The 17,557-nt window shown below is 66.0% G+C and carries 18 protein-coding genes and 1 tRNA gene; 4 read left to right on the top strand and 15 right to left on the bottom strand.

Going from position 1 to position 17,557, the window contains the following annotated elements; translation table 11 throughout:
• Positions 1-52: 52 nt before the first annotated feature.
• The 10 genes from B0E47_RS07535 to B0E47_RS07490 all read right to left on the bottom strand — a co-directional run bounded on the left by B0E47_RS07535 (position 53) and on the right by B0E47_RS07490 (position 10,199).
• Positions 53-265, bottom strand: coding sequence for a hypothetical protein (locus B0E47_RS07535; protein ID WP_077513409.1), 213 nt, complete (start codon positions 263-265; stop codon positions 53-55).
• Between the two features lie 115 nt (positions 266-380).
• Positions 381-2,453 (bottom strand): potassium-transporting ATPase subunit KdpB, encoded by a 2,073-nt coding sequence (gene kdpB, locus B0E47_RS07530; RefSeq protein WP_077513408.1) that lies wholly within the window; start codon positions 2,451-2,453, stop codon positions 381-383.
• Between the two features lie 3 nt (positions 2,454-2,456).
• Positions 2,457-4,256, bottom strand: a complete 1,800-nt coding sequence (gene kdpA / locus B0E47_RS07525) for a potassium-transporting ATPase subunit KdpA (RefSeq protein WP_077513407.1) — start codon at positions 4,254-4,256, stop codon at positions 2,457-2,459.
• A complete protein-coding gene (gene kdpF / locus B0E47_RS07520; protein WP_077513406.1) occupies positions 4,253-4,345 on the bottom strand; it encodes a K(+)-transporting ATPase subunit F in 93 nt (30 codons plus the stop codon). The genes kdpA and kdpF overlap by 4 nt, the downstream gene beginning before the upstream one ends.
• Before the next feature lie 288 nt (positions 4,346-4,633).
• Positions 4,634-5,662: a UDP-N-acetylmuramate dehydrogenase gene (murB, locus tag B0E47_RS07515; RefSeq protein ID WP_077513405.1), complete on the bottom strand. Its 1,029-nt coding sequence runs from the start codon at positions 5,660-5,662 to the stop codon at positions 4,634-4,636.
• 10 nt (positions 5,663-5,672) lie between these two features.
• A complete protein-coding gene (locus B0E47_RS07510; RefSeq protein WP_077513404.1) occupies positions 5,673-6,713 on the bottom strand; it encodes a quinone-dependent dihydroorotate dehydrogenase in 1,041 nt (346 codons plus the stop codon).
• 2 nt (positions 6,714-6,715) lie between these two features.
• Positions 6,716-7,495, bottom strand: coding sequence for a class I SAM-dependent methyltransferase (locus tag B0E47_RS07505; protein WP_077513403.1), 780 nt, complete (start codon positions 7,493-7,495; stop codon positions 6,716-6,718).
• Positions 7,488-8,264: an SDR family oxidoreductase gene (locus B0E47_RS07500; RefSeq protein WP_077513746.1), complete on the bottom strand. Its 777-nt coding sequence runs from the start codon at positions 8,262-8,264 to the stop codon at positions 7,488-7,490. The genes B0E47_RS07505 and B0E47_RS07500 overlap by 8 nt, the downstream gene beginning before the upstream one ends.
• A gap of 5 nt (positions 8,265-8,269) precedes the next feature.
• Positions 8,270-8,572 carry a DUF4190 domain-containing protein gene (locus B0E47_RS07495; protein WP_077513402.1) on the bottom strand — a complete coding sequence of 101 codons (303 nt, stop codon included), beginning with the start codon at positions 8,570-8,572 and terminating at the stop codon, positions 8,270-8,272.
• A 91-nt stretch (positions 8,573-8,663) separates the two neighbouring features.
• Positions 8,664-10,199, bottom strand: a complete 1,536-nt coding sequence (locus tag B0E47_RS07490; protein WP_077513401.1) for an aldehyde dehydrogenase family protein — start codon at positions 10,197-10,199, stop codon at positions 8,664-8,666.
• A 195-nt stretch (positions 10,200-10,394) separates the two neighbouring features.
• Here B0E47_RS07490 and B0E47_RS07485 point away from each other — a divergent pair.
• Positions 10,395-10,471: transfer RNA gene (locus B0E47_RS07485), tRNA-Arg, on the top strand.
• 62 nt (positions 10,472-10,533) lie between these two features.
• On the opposite strand, the gene B0E47_RS07480 is transcribed toward B0E47_RS07485, so the two are convergent.
• Complete coding sequence (locus B0E47_RS07480; RefSeq protein ID WP_077513400.1) at positions 10,534-12,093, bottom strand: YdiU family protein; 1,560 nt, start codon at positions 12,091-12,093, stop codon at positions 10,534-10,536.
• Between the two features lie 93 nt (positions 12,094-12,186).
• The gene (locus B0E47_RS07475) at positions 12,187-12,711 is read right to left on the bottom strand and encodes a transglycosylase SLT domain-containing protein (protein WP_254422858.1); all 525 of its coding nucleotides are present in this window, start codon (positions 12,709-12,711) and stop codon (positions 12,187-12,189) included.
• Between B0E47_RS07475 and B0E47_RS17225 the strand changes: the two genes are divergently transcribed.
• The 3 genes from B0E47_RS17225 to B0E47_RS07465 all read left to right on the top strand — a co-directional run bounded on the left by B0E47_RS17225 (position 12,683) and on the right by B0E47_RS07465 (position 14,741).
• Positions 12,683-13,300 carry a hypothetical protein gene (locus tag B0E47_RS17225; RefSeq protein ID WP_254422857.1) on the top strand — a complete coding sequence of 206 codons (618 nt, stop codon included), beginning with the start codon at positions 12,683-12,685 and terminating at the stop codon, positions 13,298-13,300. The two genes, B0E47_RS07475 and B0E47_RS17225, sit on opposite strands and share 29 nt — an antisense overlap.
• A gap of 470 nt (positions 13,301-13,770) precedes the next feature.
• On the top strand, positions 13,771-14,361 hold the full coding sequence (locus B0E47_RS07470; protein ID WP_077513399.1) for a DUF1415 domain-containing protein: 591 nt from the start codon (positions 13,771-13,773) through the stop codon (positions 14,359-14,361).
• 47 nt (positions 14,362-14,408) lie between these two features.
• A complete protein-coding gene (locus tag B0E47_RS07465; RefSeq protein ID WP_077513398.1) occupies positions 14,409-14,741 on the top strand; it encodes a YkgJ family cysteine cluster protein in 333 nt (110 codons plus the stop codon).
• 99 nt (positions 14,742-14,840) lie between these two features.
• Here B0E47_RS07465 and B0E47_RS07460 read toward each other — a convergent pair whose 3' ends face one another.
• From B0E47_RS07460 to B0E47_RS16760, 3 genes are all read right to left on the bottom strand, one after another.
• Positions 14,841-15,554 (bottom strand): pseudouridine synthase, encoded by a 714-nt coding sequence (locus B0E47_RS07460; protein WP_077513397.1) that lies wholly within the window; start codon positions 15,552-15,554, stop codon positions 14,841-14,843.
• Positions 15,551-16,621, bottom strand: coding sequence for a class I SAM-dependent methyltransferase (locus B0E47_RS07455; RefSeq protein WP_077513396.1), 1,071 nt, complete (start codon positions 16,619-16,621; stop codon positions 15,551-15,553). The genes B0E47_RS07460 and B0E47_RS07455 overlap by 4 nt, the downstream gene beginning before the upstream one ends.
• Before the next feature lie 204 nt (positions 16,622-16,825).
• Complete coding sequence (locus B0E47_RS16760; RefSeq protein ID WP_139351386.1) at positions 16,826-17,377, bottom strand: hypothetical protein; 552 nt, start codon at positions 17,375-17,377, stop codon at positions 16,826-16,828.
• Positions 17,378-17,557 lie beyond the last annotated feature (180 nt).

Here is a 17,557-nt window from a genome sequence, read left to right as displayed (position 1 = left end):
GCGTCGCTGCCTGTCGCAGGCGACGCATATCAAGGGGATCGAGATAGCAACTTCAGATGCCGGCGTAACCGCCGAGCACGTATTCGTCATCGGCAGCGCTTGCGGCATCGTTGAAACTGGTCTCGGCGACGACCACCGGTTTGCTGCGCTGGGCAAGCGGCAGTGCGATCACCACGTCGCAGTCGGAGTCGTTGGCCGACAGGCGCAGCTCGATGTCGGGATGGGTGGCGTCGGGCAGCGATACGGATACTTTCAGCGTTTGCATGACATGACTCCATGAAGAGAAACCGTCATCCCAGCGGGGCCAGGACCCACATTCCGTGATGCACGAGGCTGCCGAAAAGCGATTCCGGCCTTCGCCGGAATGACGAGCAAAAAAATCAGGCCAGTCCGCACAGCACCAGCAACATGTCGATGAGCTTGATGCCGAGGAACGGCACCACGATGCCGCCGAGCCCGTACACCAGCAGGTTGCGGCGCAGCAACGCGCCGGCGCCGAGTGCGCGGTACTTCACGCCCTTCAGTGCCAGCGGGATCAGGAAGATGATGATCAGCGCGTTGAAGATCACCGCCGACAGGATCGCGCTCTGCGGCGTCGCCAGATGCATCACGTTGAGCGTGTTGAGCGCCGGGTAGGTGGTCGCGAACGCGGCCGGAATGATCGCGAAGTACTTGGCGATATCGTTGGCGATCGAGAACGTGGTCAGCGCGCCACGGGTGATCAGCATCTGCTTGCCGATCTCGACCACCTCGATCAGCTTGGTCGGGTTGGAATCGAGGTCGACCATGTTGCCGGCCTCTTTCGCCGCCTGCGTGCCGGTGTTCATCGCCACCGCCACGTCGGCCTGGGCCAGCGCCGGCGCATCGTTGGTGCCGTCGCCGCACATCGCGACCAGCCGGTTCTCGGCCTGGATGTCGCGGATCAGCTTGAGCTTGGCTTCGGGCGTGGCCTCGGCGAGGAAATCGTCGACACCGGCCTCCGCTGCAATGGCGGCAGCGGTGAGCGGGTTGTCGCCGGTGATCATGATGGTCTTGATGCCCATCTTGCGCATCTCGGCGAAGCGCTCCTTGATGCCGCTCTTGACGATGTCCTTCAACTCGATCACGCCGAGCGCGATCGAGCCCTCGGTGACGATCAGCGGCGTGGCGCCGCGCCGCGCGATCTCCTCGGCAATGCGTCGCACCGACAGCGGCAGCTGGCTGCCCTGCGCCTGCAGGTATTTCTCCACCGCGTCCAGTGCGCCCTTGCGGATATGCCGCTCGCCCAGATCCACGCCGCTCATGCGGGTTTGCGCGGTGAACGGCACGAACTGCGCCTCCCCCTCGGCCAGCCGGCGTTCCCGCAGGCCGTAGCGCTCGCCTGCCAGCACGATCACGCTGCGCCCTTCGGGCGTCTCGTCGGCCAGCGATGCCAGCTGCGCGGCCTCGGCCAGCACCCGTTCGTCCACCCCCGAGGCGGGCTGGAATGCCACCGCCTGGCGGTTGCCCAGGGTGATCGTGCCGGTCTTGTCCAGCAGCAGCACGTCGACGTCGCCGGCGGCCTCCACCGCGCGGCCGGAGGTGGCGATCACGTTGGCGCGGATCATCCGGTCCATGCCGGCAATGCCGATCGCCGACAGCAGCGCGCCGATCGTGGTCGGGATCAGACACACCAGCAGCGCGACCAGCACGGTCAGCGTGATCGGATGGCCGCCGCCTGCCGCCTGCACGCTGTAGATCGAATACGGCAGCAAGGTGGCGCAGGCCAGCAGGAAGATCAGGGTGAACTTGGCGAGCAGGATCGTCAGCGCGATCTCGTTCGGCGTCTTGCGCCGCTTCGAGCCTTCCACCATCGCGATCATGCGGTCGAGGAAGCTCTCGCCCGGATTGCTGGTGATGCGCACCACCAGCCAGTCCGACAGCACGCGGGTGCCACCGGTGACCGCGCTGCGATCGCCGCCGGATTCGCGGATCACCGGTGCGGATTCGCCGGTGATCGCGCTCTCGTCCACGCTGGCCGCACCGATCACCACCTCGCCGTCGCCGGGCAGTTGTTCGCCTGCCTCGACCAGCACGTGGTGACCGCTGCGCAGTTCACTTGACGGCACGAAGACGATCGCCGCATCGCGGGCGGCGGTGGCCAGCTTCTTGGCCATCACGTCCTTGCGCGAGCTGCGCAACGCGTCGGCTTGCGCCTTGCCGCGACCTTCCGCCAATGCCTCCGCGAAATTCGCGAACAACAAGGTGAACCACAACCACAGGCTGACCCAGAAGATGAAGCCGGTCGGCGCCTCGCCATGTCCGGCGAGCGCCTGCGCCCACAGCGCCGTGGTCAACACGTTGCAGACGAACACCACGAACATCACCGGGTTGCGGAACTGCAGCCGCGGCGAAAACTTGCGGAATGAATCGGCGACGGCGGCCAGCACCAGCTCCCGGTTGAACTGGCTCGTCGTTTGCGTATGCGAAGTCATTGATCAGTGCCCCGAAAGAGATTCGACGATTGGACCCAGCGCCAGCGCCGGCAGGAAGGTGAGCGCACCCACCACGATCACCACGCAGGCCAGCAGGGTGACGAACAGCGGCGTGTGCGTGGGCAGCGTGCCAGCCGATTCGGGCACGTGGCGCTTGGCGGCGAGCGCACCGGCCATCGCCAGCATCGCCACGATCAGCGGATAGCGCGCCAGGAACATGCACACGCCCAGCAGCACGTTCCAGAACGGCGTGTTGGCGGACAAGCCGGCAAACGCGCTGCCGTTGTTGTTGGAGGCCGAGCTCACCGCGTACAGCATCTCGCTGAAACCGTGCGCCCCCGGATTGGCCACGCCCGCCGCGCCGGCCGGCACCATCACCGCGATAGCGGTGCCGATCACCACCAGCGCACAGGGAATCAGCACGGCGAGGCTGGCCATCTTCATCTCGTAGGCCTCGATCTTCTTGCCCAGGTATTCCGGCGTGCGGCCCACCATCAAGCCGGCGATGAACACCGCGACCACGGCGAACGCGAGCATCCCGTACAGGCCCGAACCGACCCCGCCGAAGATCACTTCGCCGAGCTGGATCAGCCACATGGGCACGAGCCCGCCGAGCGGCGTGAACGAGTCGTGCATCGCATTCACCGAGCCGTTCGAGGCGGCGGTCGTGGCGGTCGCCCACAGCGTGGAATCGACGATGCCGAAGCGGGTCTCCTTGCCTTCCATGTTGCCGCCGGCCTGCAGCGCCGAGGCGTGCTGGTCGACGCCCAGCTGGGTCAGCAACGGATTGCCCGCCTGCTCGGCCGCCGTGCAGGCCAGCAGCAGCGGGATGAAGATCACCAGCATCACCGCCAGCAGCGACCAGCCCTGGCGCCGGTCGCCGACCATCGCGCCGAACGTGTAGCACAGCGATGCCGGGATCAGCAGGATCGCCAGCAGCTCGAGGAAGTCGCTCAGCGGCGTGGGATTCTCGAACGGGTGCGCCGAGTTCACGTTGAAGAAGCCGCCACCGTTGGTGCCCAGCTGCTTGATCGCGATCTGCGAGGCCGCCGGCCCCATCGGCAGGGTCTGCGTGCTGACCCGAACCGGCTTCATCACCGCGTTGCCGGCCGCGTCTTTTTCCGGGTTACCCGCCGCATCCATCACCGGCTCGCTGACCGTGGCGGTCTGCACCACCGGCACGTCGAGGTAGGGCCTGAAGTTCTGCACCACGCCCTGCGACACCAGCAGCAGGGTCATCAGCAGCGACAACGGCAGCAGCAGGTACAGCGTGCTGCGGGTCAGGTCTACCCAGAAGTTTCCCAGCCCGCTGGCGCTACGCCGACTGAAGCCGCGGATCACCGCGATCAGCACCGCGATGCCGGTGGCGGCGGACAGGAAGTTCTGCACCGCCAGCCCCAGCATCTGGGTCAGGTAGCTCATCGTCGACTCGCCGCCGTAACCCTGCCAGTTCGTGTTGGTGGCGAAGCTGATCGCGGTATTCATCGCCGAATCCGCCGACACCGCACCGAAGTGCTGCGGATTCAGCGGCAACCACAGCTGCAGGCGCTGCAGCGCGTACACCACCAGCAGTCCCGACACGTTGAACAGCAGCATCGCGCCGGCATAGCGACGCCAGCCCATGTCCTCGTCTGCCTGGATGCCGCACAGCCGATAGATGCCACGCTCGATGCCGCCGCCCGCGCGGGTGACCCGATTGGGCGTATCAGCGAAGACCAGCGCCATGTAGGCGCCCAGCGGCTTCACCAGCAGCAGCAACACGGCCAGGTACAGGCCGATCTGCAGATAGTCGTTGGCGGTCATTCGAACCACTCCGGTTTGAGCAGGGCCACGCACAGATAGACCGCGAGCAGCACGGCCACCGCAATGGCAAGTCCGTAGATGAAAGTCATGCCGATATCCGTCAGAAGGTGGCGCCGGGGCAAAGGGCGATCAGTGCCGGCCCAGGCGATCGCAGACGAATACGAAGCCGACCGTTGCGGCGACCAGCGCGGCAATCAGCAGCAGATAGATGAGGTCCAAGGCTCCGACTCCGTCATGGCGACGGCGGGCATTCTGGGCAGCGGCGCATAACAACGGGGTAGCGGAAAACCGCCACGCCATATAGATATCGTAAAAAAACGGGCGGGTCTGATCGGTGCAGGCCGAATCGCCGACTGAAGGCCCGTGTCGCCCCTGGTTCAGCCCGCGGCGATCACCACGGGTTCGGGTTCGAGCTGCACGCCGAACCGGTCGTGCACACCGGTCATCACCCGCTGCGCCAACGCCCACAGTTGCGGACCGCTGGCGCTGCCGTGGTTGACCAGCACCAGCGCGTGCCGGTTGGAGATGCCGGCATCGCCTTCGCGCAGGCCCTTGAAGCCGGCCGCCTCGATCATCCATGCGGCGGAAATCTTGCAGCGGCCACCGGGCTGCGGCCAGGCAGGCAAGCCCGGATGCGCCTGCTGCAACGCATCGGCCAGCGCGGCATCGATGATCGGATTCTTGAAGAAGCTGCCGGCGTTGCCGATCACCGCCGGGTCGGGCAGCTTGCTGGTGCGCAGGTGCACCACCGCTTCGGCCACATGGAAGGGTGCAGGCTTGTCCACGCCCATCCTGGCCAGTTGCTCGGCGATGCCGGCGTAGTCGGTGCGCAACGGGCGGCTGCGCGGCAGCACGAAGCGCACGGCGGTGACGATGTAGCGGCCGGGTTGGTGCTTGAACAGCGAGTCGCGATAGGCGAATGCGCAGGTCGCATGATCGAGCGTCACCACGCGGCGTTCGCGAATATCCCACGCTTCCACACTTTCGATGAACTCGGCCACCTCGCAGCCGTAGGCGCCGATGTTCTGGATCGGTGCGGCGCCTACGGTGCCGGGAATCAGGATCAGGTTTTCCAGCCCGGCGTAGCCCTGCCCCAGCGTCCAGCGCACGAAGTCGTCCCAGCGTTCGCCGGCGGCGACCGCGATGCGTGCGCTGTCGCCATCGCTTTCCACCTGCACGCCGCGGGTCGACATCAGCAGCACGGTGCCGTCGAAGTCGCCGGTGAACAGCACGTTGCTGCCCTCGCCCAGCACCAGCAGGCGACCCTGGCGCACGGCGGGGAAATCCAGCAGCTCGGGCAACTTGGCCGCATCGCGGATATCCGCCAGCAGGTTCGCCCGGGCGTCGACGCGCAGGGTATTCAGCCTGGCCAGCGAGGCGTGCTCGATCAGCGTGTAGCCGCCCATGTCCACCCGCTCAACCGACATGGCCGGCCTCATCGCGCTGGCGGCGGATTTCATTGACGCATTCGGCGACCAGGTGCGGGCCACGATAGATCAGCCCCGAGTAGATCTGCACCAGCGAGGCGCCTGCGTCCATCTTTTCGGCCGCGTCGCTGCCATCGAGGATGCCGCCCACGCCGATCAACGGGATGCGCCCCTGCAAGCGCTTGTGCATGCCGGCGAGCACGGCGGTGGAGCGTTCGAACAACGGCTTGCCGGACAGGCCGCCGGTCTCGCCGCCATGCGGATCGTCGGCCACGGCGGTGTGGTCGATCGTGGTGTTGCTGCAGATCACGCCGTCGATGCCGGTGCGCAGCAACACTTCGGCGATCGCGTCGAGCTCGCCTTCGCCGAGATCCGGCGCGATCTTCAGCAGCATCGGCTTGCGCCGCCCGGCCTGCGAACCCAGCCGCTCCTGCGCCGCGCGCAGTACTGAAATGAATTTGTACAGCGTCGCCTCCTGCTGCAGGTCGCGCAGGCCCTGGGTGTTCGGCGAGGAGATGTTCACCGTGATGTAGGTGGCGTGGTCGTACACCTTGTGCAGGCAGGCCAGGTAGTCGTTGACCGCCTTCTCGTTCGGCGTGTCCTTGTTCTTGCCGATGTTGATGCCGAGCACGCCGTGGTAGCTGGACTGCTGCACGTTGCGCACCAGCGCATCGACGCCGCCGTTGTTGAAACCGAGCCGGTTGATGATCGCCTCGTGCGACGGTAGCCGGAACATGCGCGGCTTGTCGTTGCCCGGCTGCGGCAGCGGCGTGACCGTGCCGACTTCGATGAAGCCGAAGCCGAGCGCGTTCAACGCATCGAGATGTTCGGCATTCTTGTCCAGCCCGGCCGCGAGGCCGACCGGGTTCGGGAAAGTGATGCCGAATACCGTGGTCGGCAGGTCGGCAGGCAGCCTGGCGATCCGGTGCGCAAAACCGCTGCGCTGGGCCACACCCAGCCCGTACAGGGTGAGCCGATGGGCGGTCTCGGCATCGAGCCTGAACAGCAGCGGGCGCAGGAAGTCGTACATGGTCAGGCCAGCTCTCCGGCGAAGATGCGGGTGTCGTAATCGAAGCTTACCGTTCCGCGCTCGGCGCAGTTGTCGAACAGTTCGCGCAGCGCACGCAGCATCGGCTCGTGCTGTGGGTGGCCGGCTTGCGGCACATACGAGGACGACATCAGGCGCCCGCGCAGGGCGTCGAAATCCAGCCGCTGAGCGTGCTCGAAGCTGGCATTGCCGCGAAAACCGTTACCGAACCACGCACGCATCCGCGCATCGTCCGCGTAGCGCTCGGCCACGCTGGTGTAGTCGGTACCGAATTGCTGCAGCAGCGCCTCGTAGCCTTCGAGGAAGCGCGTGCCGGTGAGTCGGCGCGAATTCCACCAGATCGCCGCCAGGCCGCCGGAACGCAGGATGCGCGCGAACTCGCGACGAGTCGCCTCTTCGTCGAACCAGTGGAACGCCTGTGCCACGGTGACCAGGCCCACGCTGGCGTCGGGCAAGCCGGTGGCATCCGCATGGCCATCGACGGCGTCGAATTTTTCGTAACCACGAAGCCACTGTTCGGCAGCGGCGCGCATCGGGCCATTCGGCTCCACGGCGGTGACGCGATAGCCGGCATCGAGAAACATCTTTGACGAGATGCCGGTGCCGGCACCGATGTCCGCCACCCGCCAGCGGTTGTCCACGCCCTGTTCGCGCTGCAGCCAGCCAAGCAGAGCCGACGGATAATCGGGCCGGTAGCGCACGTAATCGTCGACGCGGCTGCTGAAGCGCGCGGTCGAATCCAGCGGGTCACGCGCCTCAGCCATTGAGCAACTGGCCGCCGTCGACCACCAGGGTCTGCCCGGTGATCCAGCCGGCCCAGGGCGAGGCCAGGAACAGTGCCGCGTGGGCGATTTCCTCCGGCGTGCCGTAGCGGCCGAACGGAATCCTTGCCAGCACGTCGGCATAGCGCGTCGGGTCGTCCTTGCGGCAGCGATCCCACAGGCCGCCGGGAAACTCGATCGAGCCCGGCGCGATGGCGTTGACGCGGATGCGCTGCGGCGCGAGAGCCTGTGCCTGCGACATGGTGTAGTGACTCAGCGCTGCCTTGATCGCCCCATACGAAGGTCCGCCCGGGCGCGGGCGCAGCGCCGCGATCGAACTGGTGTGCAGGATGCTGGGGTGGCCCGAACGGGCCAGCTGCGGCAGCGCCGCCCGCGAAGCGCGCACCGCCGCCATCAGGTCGACCTGGAAGCCGGCCAGCCACGCCGCGTCGTCCTCGGCGAAACCGTAGCCGCTGGCATTGTTGACCAGCACATCGATGCCGCCCAGCGCGGCCGCCGCCGCGCCGACCCAGGCCTCGATCGCCTGCGGCTCGGCCAGATCGCAGCTCTGCGCATGCGCCACCACATCGTGCGCGGCGATTTCCAGGCGCGTCTCTTCCAGCGCCGCCGCGCCACGCGCGCAGATCGACACCGCCGCCCCTGCCTGCGCGAACCCGAGCGCGATGCTGCGCCCGATGCCACGGCTGCCGCCGGCCACCAGCACGCGATAACCGCTGAAATCGAAAGGAACGGAGCCAGCCTTGCCCGCCATGTCGATCAATGCCAGCCGGCGATCGCAAAACCGAAGAACAATACGGCGATCAACAGGAACATGGCCAGCACGCACAAGGCCAGTTGCGCGTAACCAAGCACCAGGCCGGCGACCGCCATGCCATCGCCATCCTGGCGCTGGTCCGGACTGCTGTGGCGGATTTCGCCACGCGCCAGATGGCCGCAGATGATCGCCACGATCGCGCCGACGAACGGCAGTACGCACCAGGCCAGGATGCCGAACACCAGGCTCACCACCGCCAGGCTGCTGGTCGCTGGCGCCGAACGATACGACGGTTGATAGCTCATCTGTCTGCTCACTCATCGCGCCGGGACGGCGTGATGCGCATCGTAGCGTGATCGCCCGCGGGCGGTGAACTGCCCGCGAGCGCGTTGTCCCCTACAGGTCGAACTTGATCCCTTGGGCCAGCGGCAGCGAATCGGAGTAGTTGATGGTGTTGGTCTGGCGGCGCATGTAGACCTTCCACGCATCCGAGCCGGATTCGCGACCGCCGCCGGTTTCCTTCTCGCCGCCGAACGCGCCGCCGATCTCGGCGCCCGAGGTGCCGATGTTGACGTTGGCGATGCCGCAATCCGAACCGGCGGCCGACAGGTACTTCTCGGCCGACTTCAGGTCCTGCGTGAAGATCGCCGACGACAGGCCCTGCGGCACGCCGTTCTGCAGCTCGATCGCCTCGTCCAGGTGCTTGAACTTCATCACGTAGAGGATCGGCGCGAAGGTCTCGGTCTGCACGACTTCATGCGAGTTCGCGATGCCGGTGACGATCGTCGGCAGCACGAAGTTGCCCTTGCGATCGGTCAATGCCGCGCCGCCGGTGGCGATCGTGCCGCCGGCTGCCTTGGCCTTCTCGATCGCAGTGAGGTAACCCTGCACCGCTTCCTGGCTGTTGAGCGGGCCCATCAGCGTGGTGGCCAGGGTCGGATCGCCGATCTTGCCCTCGACCTGCTTGTACGCCTTGACCAGGGTCTCCAAGACGTTCTTGTAGATCGACTCGTGCACAAACAGCCGGCGCGTGGTGGTGCAGCGCTGGCCGGCGGTGCCGACCGCGCCGAACACGATGCCGGGGATCGCCAGTTTCAGGTCGGCCGACTCGTCTAGGATGATCGCGTTGTTGCCGCCCAGCTCCAGCAGCGAACGGCCCATGCGCTGCGCCACGCGCTCGCCGACCATGCGGCCGACCTTGGTCGAGCCGGTGAAGCTGATCAGTGCCACGCGCCGGTCGTCGACGAAGGCCTGCGACAGATCGGTGCCGGCGTCGTTGAACAGGAAGAACAGGTCCGGGTAACCGCCTGCCTTCAGCGCGTCGTTGCAGATCTTCATGGTGGCGATGGCGGACAGCGGCGTCTTCGGCGACGGCTTCCAGATGCAGATGTCGCCGGCGATGGTCGCCAGCATCGCGTTCCACGCCCACACCGCGACCGGGAAGTTGAACGCGCTGATGATGCCGACCAGGCCGAGCGGGTGGTACTGGTCGTACATGCGATGACCGGGACGCTCCGAATGCATGGTGGCGCCGTACATCATGCGGCTCTGGCCCACCGCGAAATCGGCGATGTCGATCATCTCCTGCACTTCGCCATCGCCCTCGGGCTTGATCTTGCCCATCTCCAGCGCGACCAGCGAACCGAGCGCATCCTTGTGCTTGCGCAGCGCCTCGCCACACAGGCGCACCGCTTCGCCCCGTGCCGGCGCGGGCGTGGTGCGCCACACCATGAACGCTGCCTGGGCGCGCTTGACGATCACTTCATAATCGGCCGCGCTGGACGCATGCACCGTGCCGAGCACCTCGCCGGTGGCCGGGTTCACCGGCTGCAGCGCGCCGGCGTCGGTGGTCTTCGACCACTCGCCCTGACCGAGGTAGCTGCCGGACTGCTCGCCGGCAAGGCCGAGCGCGCTGAGAATTGCATGGGACATGGATGTCTCCTGGACGTGCGATGCCTGCCGGCACCGTGAATGGAAAGCGGGAAATTGCCCATTCTAGCAGGGGTGGACCAAGTGACTCCCTCCCTGCCCGCAGGGGAGGGCCGGGGCGGGGTCGCTCGTGATCCTGCTCTTCGGCGAGCGCGCTCAATCGCACCGCCGCGCGATCCATGCGAAAATCGCAGCCCCGCCCTCGTAGCTCAGTTGGATAGAGCGGTCCCCTCCTAAGGGACAGGTCGTACGTTCGAATCGTATCGGGGGCACCAACTGCAACGAACACAAGGGTCGGCCATGCCGGCCCTTGTGCTTTTCCGGCTGCGGCGCGGGCTCACGAACTGCACGAGAGCATCGAGCAACCGGCCTTGTGCCGGGCCCAGTCAGGCCGCTTCCGGGCAAATGCTTCGCGACCGGGTTGATCGTCGTAGGGGTGGCGCAGCACGGCGAGCAGTTCGTGGATGCCGGAAGGGTCGCCTTGCGTGGCCTGATCGATCGCCTGCTGCGCCAGATAGTTGCGCAGCACATACCGCGGGTTCGCCGCCCGCATGCATGCACGGCGCTCCGACTCCGACCACCGATCGTCGGTCACACGCACCGCATAACGGGCCAGCCAGTCCGCGAGCGCCGGCTCGGCCTCGCGCCGTTTCGCCTCGTCGTAGAACGCCTCGTGCATCGGTTCGAGCGTCGGCGCCTGCGGATCGACCTCGGCCAGTGCGCGGAACCACAGCGTCATGTCGATCTCGGCGGTGCTCATCAGCTCGTGCAACTGCTGCATCAACGCGACGTCCGCGTCGCGGCACTCGGCCAGCCCCAGCTTGGCCGCGATGTTGGCGCGATCAGCTGCGGCATAAGCCTGCGCATAGCGGTCCAGCCCGGCCTGCAGCGGTGTCACGTCGGCGAACAGCGGCGCCAGCGCGCCGGCCAGCCGGCTCAGGTTCCACCACGCCACATTGGGCTGCTGGCCAAAGCGATAGCGGCGACGCTGCGCGTCGGTGGTGTTCGGCGTCCAATCCGGGTCGAAGTTGTCGATCCAGCCGTACGGGCCGTAGTCGATGGTGAGGCCGAGGATCGACATGTTGTCGGTGTTCATCACGCCATGCACGAAGCCCACCCGCATCCAGTGCGCGAGCATGGTGGCGGTGCGTTCGCAGACCTGGGCGAACCATTCGGCGTAGAGCACCTCGCCCTGCCCCGCGAGTTCGGGAAAATCGCGGCGGATGGTGAATTCGACCAGTTGCTGCAGCAAGCCGACGTCGCCGCGCGAGGCCGGCAGCTCGAAATTGCCGAAACGGATGAACGACGGCGCCACCCGGCACACGATCGCACCCGGTTCCGGTGCCGCATGGCCGTCGTAGAACATGTCGCGCAGCACCGGCTCGCCGGTGTCGACCAGGCTCAGGGCGCGCGTGGTCGGCACGCCCAGGTGATGCATCGCTTCGCTGCACAGGAATTCGCGCACCGACGAACGCAGCACCGCGCGACCATCCGCGCCGCGCGAATACGGCGTCAGCCCCGCACCTTTCAACTGCAGTTCCCAGCGCTCGCCGGCAGTATTGATCACCTCGCCAAGCGAAATGGCGCGGCCATCGCCGAGCTGCCCGGCCCAGTGGCCGAACTGGTGGCCACCGTAGTTCGCCGCATACGGCTGCATGCCATCCAGCAACGCGTTGCCGCCGAACACCTCGGCGAAACGCGGCGACGCGACGAAATCCTCGCTGAAACCCAGGCGCGCAGCCATCTCCGTCGAATGCGCCAGCAGGCGCGGTGCGGCGACCGGCGTTGGCTGCACACTTGAATGGAGCGCACCCTCGACCTGGCGCAGGCGCAGTCCCTGCTCCGGATCGCCGGGCAGCTCGCGCACGAACGTGTTGTCGAACTGCAGGTCAGGCATGCAAGGCGCACCGGGGGAAACACTGCCACCTATATCCGGGCGCGACGCGTCCGATGCAAGGTCGGGCCGCGCCCGGCATCGCCGCGATGCGACTCAGCCCGCCACGACTTCCTGGCCGGCCGCCGGGCGATAAATCGTCTTCAGCCGCTTGTAGACAGTCAGCACCAGGGTGCCGTAGTCGCGCGCCAGCGCCGGCGTATGGCTGTGGTAATAGCCCACGCCGAGCACCCGGTCATGGGTCTCGTGCATGCCGTCGCGCAGGATTTTCGCCGCCACCGTGATGTTGGTGCGCGGATTGAGCAGGGCCAGCGGGTCGCGCACCGCATCCCGGTGCATCGGGTAGTAGACCTGCATGATGCCGACATCCTGCACGGCCGAACCAAACTGGCTCGCCGCCGCCATCGCCAGTTGCACGTCATGGCGGTCGCCGCGCACCAGGTGATCGTTGACGCGGAACAACCAGGGTGTCGGGGCAACCTTGCCATCCGGATACAACGCCTTCGATTCCACCAGGGCCACGCTGTAGAGCAGCAGCGGATCGACACCTGACGCCTTGCCGACCTGCGACCACAGGCTGTGCCGGGAGGTGATGTCCAGATCGGGCTCGGCGACCGGCATCATCAGATCCATCGTGCTGACATCGGCGAGCAGGTTGCGGGCAGCAGCGGTCGGCGCACGGTCGGCGGACAACGCCGGGGCCGGTCCGCTCGCCGACGCAGCGACCGCTCGACTCGACGCCGGCACCGGCCGCGGCGGCAACAACGACGGCATGCGTGCAGCGACGGTTGAGCGAACGGATACCCCGGCCAGCGCCACCGATGATGATGACGATCGCGCCGGCGTTGGCGCAGGTCCGATCCGCCACCCGATCAGGGCGGCAGCGACCACGCCGGCGATGACGAGGCCCATCGCGAGCCGTTGCCGGGCGACGGCCAACCGTGGAAGCGCGAACGCTCGCCGCGCCCACGCCGCGATGCGCATCCCGCAGGCCGATTGCAAGCCATCCAGCGGCCAGGCCGGCGGCAGCAACCAGCCGTCCGCCAGTGGCCGCAACGCGGTCGGCGGGGTGCGGCCGCGCGCGGGCCGCGGGTGGATCGACGAAGCGGCAGCAGACAACGGAAGCAGCGTGGCAGGACTCGACCAGCGTTTCTGCACGTGCGCAAGACAGGCGCGCCACCACGACTTCAAATCAATCCGCAACGCCTGACCGCGGCGGCGTTGCGCTGCCGGAAAATCCGCAGGCACCGGCCGGGCCCTGCCCGATGCCTGGCATGCGCCGGCATCGGGGCGCGGCCGGGGACGTCCCACCACGACACGAGGCGCCAGCGGCATGTCGCCAGCACGACCCGGCCTGCCACGCACATCGTTCTGCGCCGGCGAGGGTTTCGCCGCACCGTGCACGAGCGCGCGGCCTGCGGCTGCCGGGAACTCCGGGCCGCGGTCGCGCAAGTCGTCTCGGATTGTGCGGGTCAAGCCATCCAAAGGTGATTCCAGATCGGGACGCCATCGTGGCGGGCATGCGGCCGCGCCGATGAGGTGGAGCCGCCCGGCGAACCTTGCGCGGGGTCGTCATTAGATCAGGTTTGCCTTCCGGGTGTCGGGGGGACAGGCGCAAGCCGCCCGCGCCACCCGCTCGACAGCCGTTATAGTGGCCCGCCCGACTCCGGCAAAATCTGCATGAACTCCCTGTCCGGCAGTGAACTCAACGCCGACGCCCTGCCCGCCGACGCGCCTTACCTGGCCGACACCGTCCGCTGGCTGGAACGGGCGGTGATCGGACTGAACCTGTGCCCGTTCGCCCGTGCGCCGCATGTGCAGGGCAAGCTGCGGCTGCGGGTGAGCCAGGCGCGCGACACCGACGCCTTGCTGGATGATCTGTGCGGCGAATTGCAATCGCTCGATGCGCTGAGCGCGGACGAATGCGAGACCGGCCTGCTGATCCACCCGTTCGTGCTGAACGATTTCCTCGACTACAACGATTTCCTCGACGTGGCCGATGCCGCGCTGCAGACGTTGGGGCTGGAAGGCACATGGCAGGTCGCCAGCTTCCACCCGCAATACCAGTTCGCCGACAGCGCCCCCGATGCGATCGAGAACTTCAGCAACCGCTCGCCCTTCCCCACCCTGCACCTGCTGCGCGAAGCCAGCGTGGAGCGCGCAATGGAACAGATGAGCGACACCGACGCGATCTACCGGCGCAACATAGAGACCCTGCAACGGCTTGGCCGGGACGGCTGGCAGGCGCTGTGGCGCGACGAGACCGACTGAACCGGCAGCGCAACAAAGCGTTCAGGCCGGTATCGTCATGCTGACGCGTGATCACCTCTGCCGACCCCTATGAACAAGCCGTCGACCCCAGCGTGCAATGCACGACGTGCGAGGCCGTGTGCTGCCGCCTCACCGTGGTGCTGATGCCCGAGGACCATGTGCCGACGTGGCTGATCGCGCGCGACGAGCGCGGCATGGAAACCCTCGCCAAGGGTGAGGACGGCTGGTGCGCCGCGGTCGATCCGAACACCTCCCGCTGCACCATCTACGAAGACCGCCCCACGATCTGCCGCAAGTTCGCGATGGGCAGCCCGAGCTGCCGCGACGAGCGGCACAAATGGTTCGGCGCGAACATCCCCACCGCGGTGCACATCCTGTAGCCCGCCCGCGGGCGATGCTCTTGCAAATCCCGGTTTTCAACAGACGAACGTCTGGTCATCCCAAATTCCTTGCAAAGAGCATCGCCCGCGAGCAGGCTCCTACCGGTCGGGGGCGGCGGCGAAGATCGAGACCACCTCTTCCGGAGGCAGGGCACGCCATTCACCCACGGGCAGATCGCCCAGTGCGAGCGCGCCCACCGAGATCCGCTGCAAGCTTTCGACGTGATTGCCGGCGGCGGCGAACATCCGGCGCACCTGGTGGTAACGCCCTTCGGTGACGCTGAGGCGCGCATGGCGCGGCCCCAGCACGTCGAGCACGGCCGGCGCCAGCGGTTCCTTTTCCGTCTCCAGCAGCAGCGTGCCGCTGGCAAACAACTGGCCTTCGTCGCCGCGCAGATCCTGCGCCAGGGTGGCTTCGTACACCTTGGTCACCTGCGCCTTCGGCGCGATGATTCGGTGCAGCAGCGCGCCATCGTCGGTGAACAGCAACAGGCCCGAGGTATCGCGATCGAGCCGGCCCACCGTGGACAGCGCCGGCGAACGCACGCTGTAGCGCGGCGGCAGCAGGTCGTAGACCAGACGGCCCGGATCCTTGCGCGAGCAGGTGACACCCAGCGGCTTGTTCATCATCAGCACCAGGCCCGGCGGTGGATCCAGCGGCTCGTCGTCGACGCGGATCGTCTCGTACGCCACCACATCGTCCGCGTACAGCACCTCGCCATCCGCATCGGTGATGCGCCCGCTGCGGAACAACTGGGTCACGTCCTTGCGGCTGCCGTAACCGAGGTTGGCGATCAGCTTCACCAGCTTCATGCGCGTACTCCCGTCGCCTCGATCACCTTGAATCCCTCCTGCGTCACCAGCGTGCGCACCTCGCGAAAGCGCTGGCCCAGCACCGCCTCGTATGGCAGGTGCCGGTTCGCCACCAGCAGCAAACGGCCATCCGGCACCAGCGCATCCGCCGCGCTGGTGATGAAGGCACGGCCAAGCTCCGGCAGGTCGGCGCGACCCTGGTGGAACGGCGGATTGCTGACGATCGCGTCGTAGCGCTGCGGCAAGCCGCGCGTCACATCATGCCAGTGCAGCGCCACCGCCACCTCGCGACCACACGCGCGCTGCGCCCGCGCCAGGTTGATCCGCGCCGGCTCCAGCGCACGCGCCTCGGCCTCGTACAGGTCGATCGCCGCGACCCGCGGGCAACGTGCGATCACCTGGCCGGCCAGATAGCCATAACCCGCGCCCAGATCCGCCACCCGGCCATGCAGGTCCGGCGGCAGATGCCCAGCCAGCAACGCCGAGGCGCGATCGACGCGATCCCACGCAAACAGCCCCGGCCGGCTGACGTGGCCGTCGGCGATCTCGCGCGGCGCATCCAGCACCAGCCATTCGGCGAGCAACGCCTGATCGATACTGGTTACACCCGGCGTGCTCCAGAACACCCGACACTTGTGCTTGGACAGGTGCTGCGCGCCGCCAGTCAGCCGCGCCAGATCGGCCTCGCCCGATTTCGCACCTTCCGTATTCGCCATGCTGGCCAGCAGCGTGCCGCCCGGCGCGAGCAGGTTCAGCGCACGCACAAACAGCGCACGCGCCTCGTCGCGCTGACGTGGCGGCAACAGCATGACCAACGAAAACCGCTCACCCGGCTCCGGCTCGCCCACGCGCAGGCCATTGCGCGCCAGCTCGTCCGCAAACGGCAGGAAACTCTGCTCGCACAGCCAGCCTGGCCGCGCCATTTCACGCAGGCGCACGCCGGCCCGCGCGCGCAGGAACAGTGCCCGGCCATCCGCCGGCAACGCCAGCTCGCCGGTTTCAAAGGGAACGAATAAGGCAGCCAGCGCCGCATCGGGCGCCGCCGCGAAAACTCCGGCAGGGGTCACATCTAAGGTCTTCGGCGGCAAGGCGATTGGGGCATTGTAACGGGCGGCTGCAGTCCGAAGGCATGCGTCAGAGACGCATCGGTTTCACTTGTTCAGTCCGGACTGCGGTCGTAAGTGAAGCTAACCCCGTTCTCCGCTATTGAAACCCAACTGCAGCGCCGCGCCGGCCCCGCCAAGATCAGCTGCCCGCGCAGGACAGGCAAATCAAGTGAAAGTGCACTTTGGTCCGGGCTTTGATTCGTCATCTTTTAAAAGTCGACGAAAATACGCCACATAAAATGCACTATAATAAAAGCATATGAATATGAATGCATAAATGGCGTGGTTTTTATATAGCGTCACCGGAATCATAATTAATGGCATACCAAATAGCAGTACAACAGATAAAATTACGGGAAGTTCAGGTAGATTAATACCGGTCATTGATGCCAATATAAACGAGTGATTTCTTCTTAGTAACGAATTTCCTAAGAACATTAATGAAAAAGCTAGTATAAGAAATAAAATTTCGCCACCATCGCGCAAGTATACCATATTATTTTTCGCGGCAAAATTATTAACTAAGTCCACAGGTATAATAAGCAGACTCAGAGGACCCAAGAACAAATTAATAGCTGAAATTGACGCCCAACCTTTTGCGTAACTTTCGGCTCTTCCCATGCGTAGATAATTTTCATAGAAATAATAATAGAAAACGCACATAGGCCCCAGGAAGAATTTTTTTAAGCCACTGTTCTTTCGGATCAATTTATTCATGGCTCGCAAAGGCCTACTGAAAAACAGTTGGGTTGTACACATTCATGTATGGATTGTCTTTGTTTATTTAAAATCCCGCAAAACCCGGGTTCAAAACGCGTATCAGAGTGCCCTTTCAGGAACGGGATCAGGCCAACTTATCCCATCTGGACTGCGGCAATAAGCAAACCCGCCCCGTTC

The sequence above is a fragment of the Rhodanobacter sp. B05 genome (genome assembly GCF_002001085.1).
Taxonomy (GTDB): Bacteria; Pseudomonadota; Gammaproteobacteria; order Xanthomonadales; family Rhodanobacteraceae; genus Rhodanobacter.
Note: the sequence above shows the minus strand (reverse complement) of the source record. Positions and strands in the feature narration are given on the sequence as shown.

Bases quoted from the DNA above. Each gene is read 5' to 3' on its own strand.
- B0E47_RS07500 (WP_077513746.1), bottom strand. From the start codon at position 8,264: ATGGCGGGCAAGGCTGGCTCCGTTCCTTTCGATTTCAGCGGTTATCGC.
- B0E47_RS17225 (WP_254422857.1), top strand. From the start codon at position 12,683: ATGTCCAGATCGGGCTCGGCGACCGGCATCATCAGATCCATCGTGCTG.
- B0E47_RS16760 (WP_139351386.1), bottom strand. From the start codon at position 17,377: ATGAATAAATTGATCCGAAAGAACAGTGGCTTAAAAAAATTCTTCCTG.
- kdpA (WP_077513407.1), bottom strand. From the start codon at position 4,256: ATGACCGCCAACGACTATCTGCAGATCGGCCTGTACCTGGCCGTGTTG.
- B0E47_RS07510 (WP_077513404.1), bottom strand. From the start codon at position 6,713: ATGTACGACTTCCTGCGCCCGCTGCTGTTCAGGCTCGATGCCGAGACC.
- B0E47_RS07490 (WP_077513401.1), bottom strand. From the start codon at position 10,199: ATGTCCCATGCAATTCTCAGCGCGCTCGGCCTTGCCGGCGAGCAGTCC.
- kdpF (WP_077513406.1), bottom strand. From the start codon at position 4,345: ATGACTTTCATCTACGGACTTGCCATTGCGGTGGCCGTGCTGCTCGCG.
- B0E47_RS07505 (WP_077513403.1), bottom strand. From the start codon at position 7,495: ATGGCTGAGGCGCGTGACCCGCTGGATTCGACCGCGCGCTTCAGCAGC.
- B0E47_RS07470 (WP_077513399.1), top strand. From the start codon at position 13,771: ATGAACTCCCTGTCCGGCAGTGAACTCAACGCCGACGCCCTGCCCGCC.
- B0E47_RS07480 (WP_077513400.1), bottom strand. From the start codon at position 12,093: ATGCCTGACCTGCAGTTCGACAACACGTTCGTGCGCGAGCTGCCCGGC.
- B0E47_RS07495 (WP_077513402.1), bottom strand. From the start codon at position 8,572: ATGAGCTATCAACCGTCGTATCGTTCGGCGCCAGCGACCAGCAGCCTG.
- murB (WP_077513405.1), bottom strand. From the start codon at position 5,662: ATGGGCGGCTACACGCTGATCGAGCACGCCTCGCTGGCCAGGCTGAAT.
- B0E47_RS07535 (WP_077513409.1), bottom strand. From the start codon at position 265: ATGCAAACGCTGAAAGTATCCGTATCGCTGCCCGACGCCACCCATCCC.
- B0E47_RS07475 (WP_254422858.1), bottom strand. From the start codon at position 12,711: ATGCCGGTCGCCGAGCCCGATCTGGACATCACCTCCCGGCACAGCCTG.
- kdpB (WP_077513408.1), bottom strand. From the start codon at position 2,453: ATGACTTCGCATACGCAAACGACGAGCCAGTTCAACCGGGAGCTGGTG.
- B0E47_RS07460 (WP_077513397.1), bottom strand. From the start codon at position 15,554: ATGAAGCTGGTGAAGCTGATCGCCAACCTCGGTTACGGCAGCCGCAAG.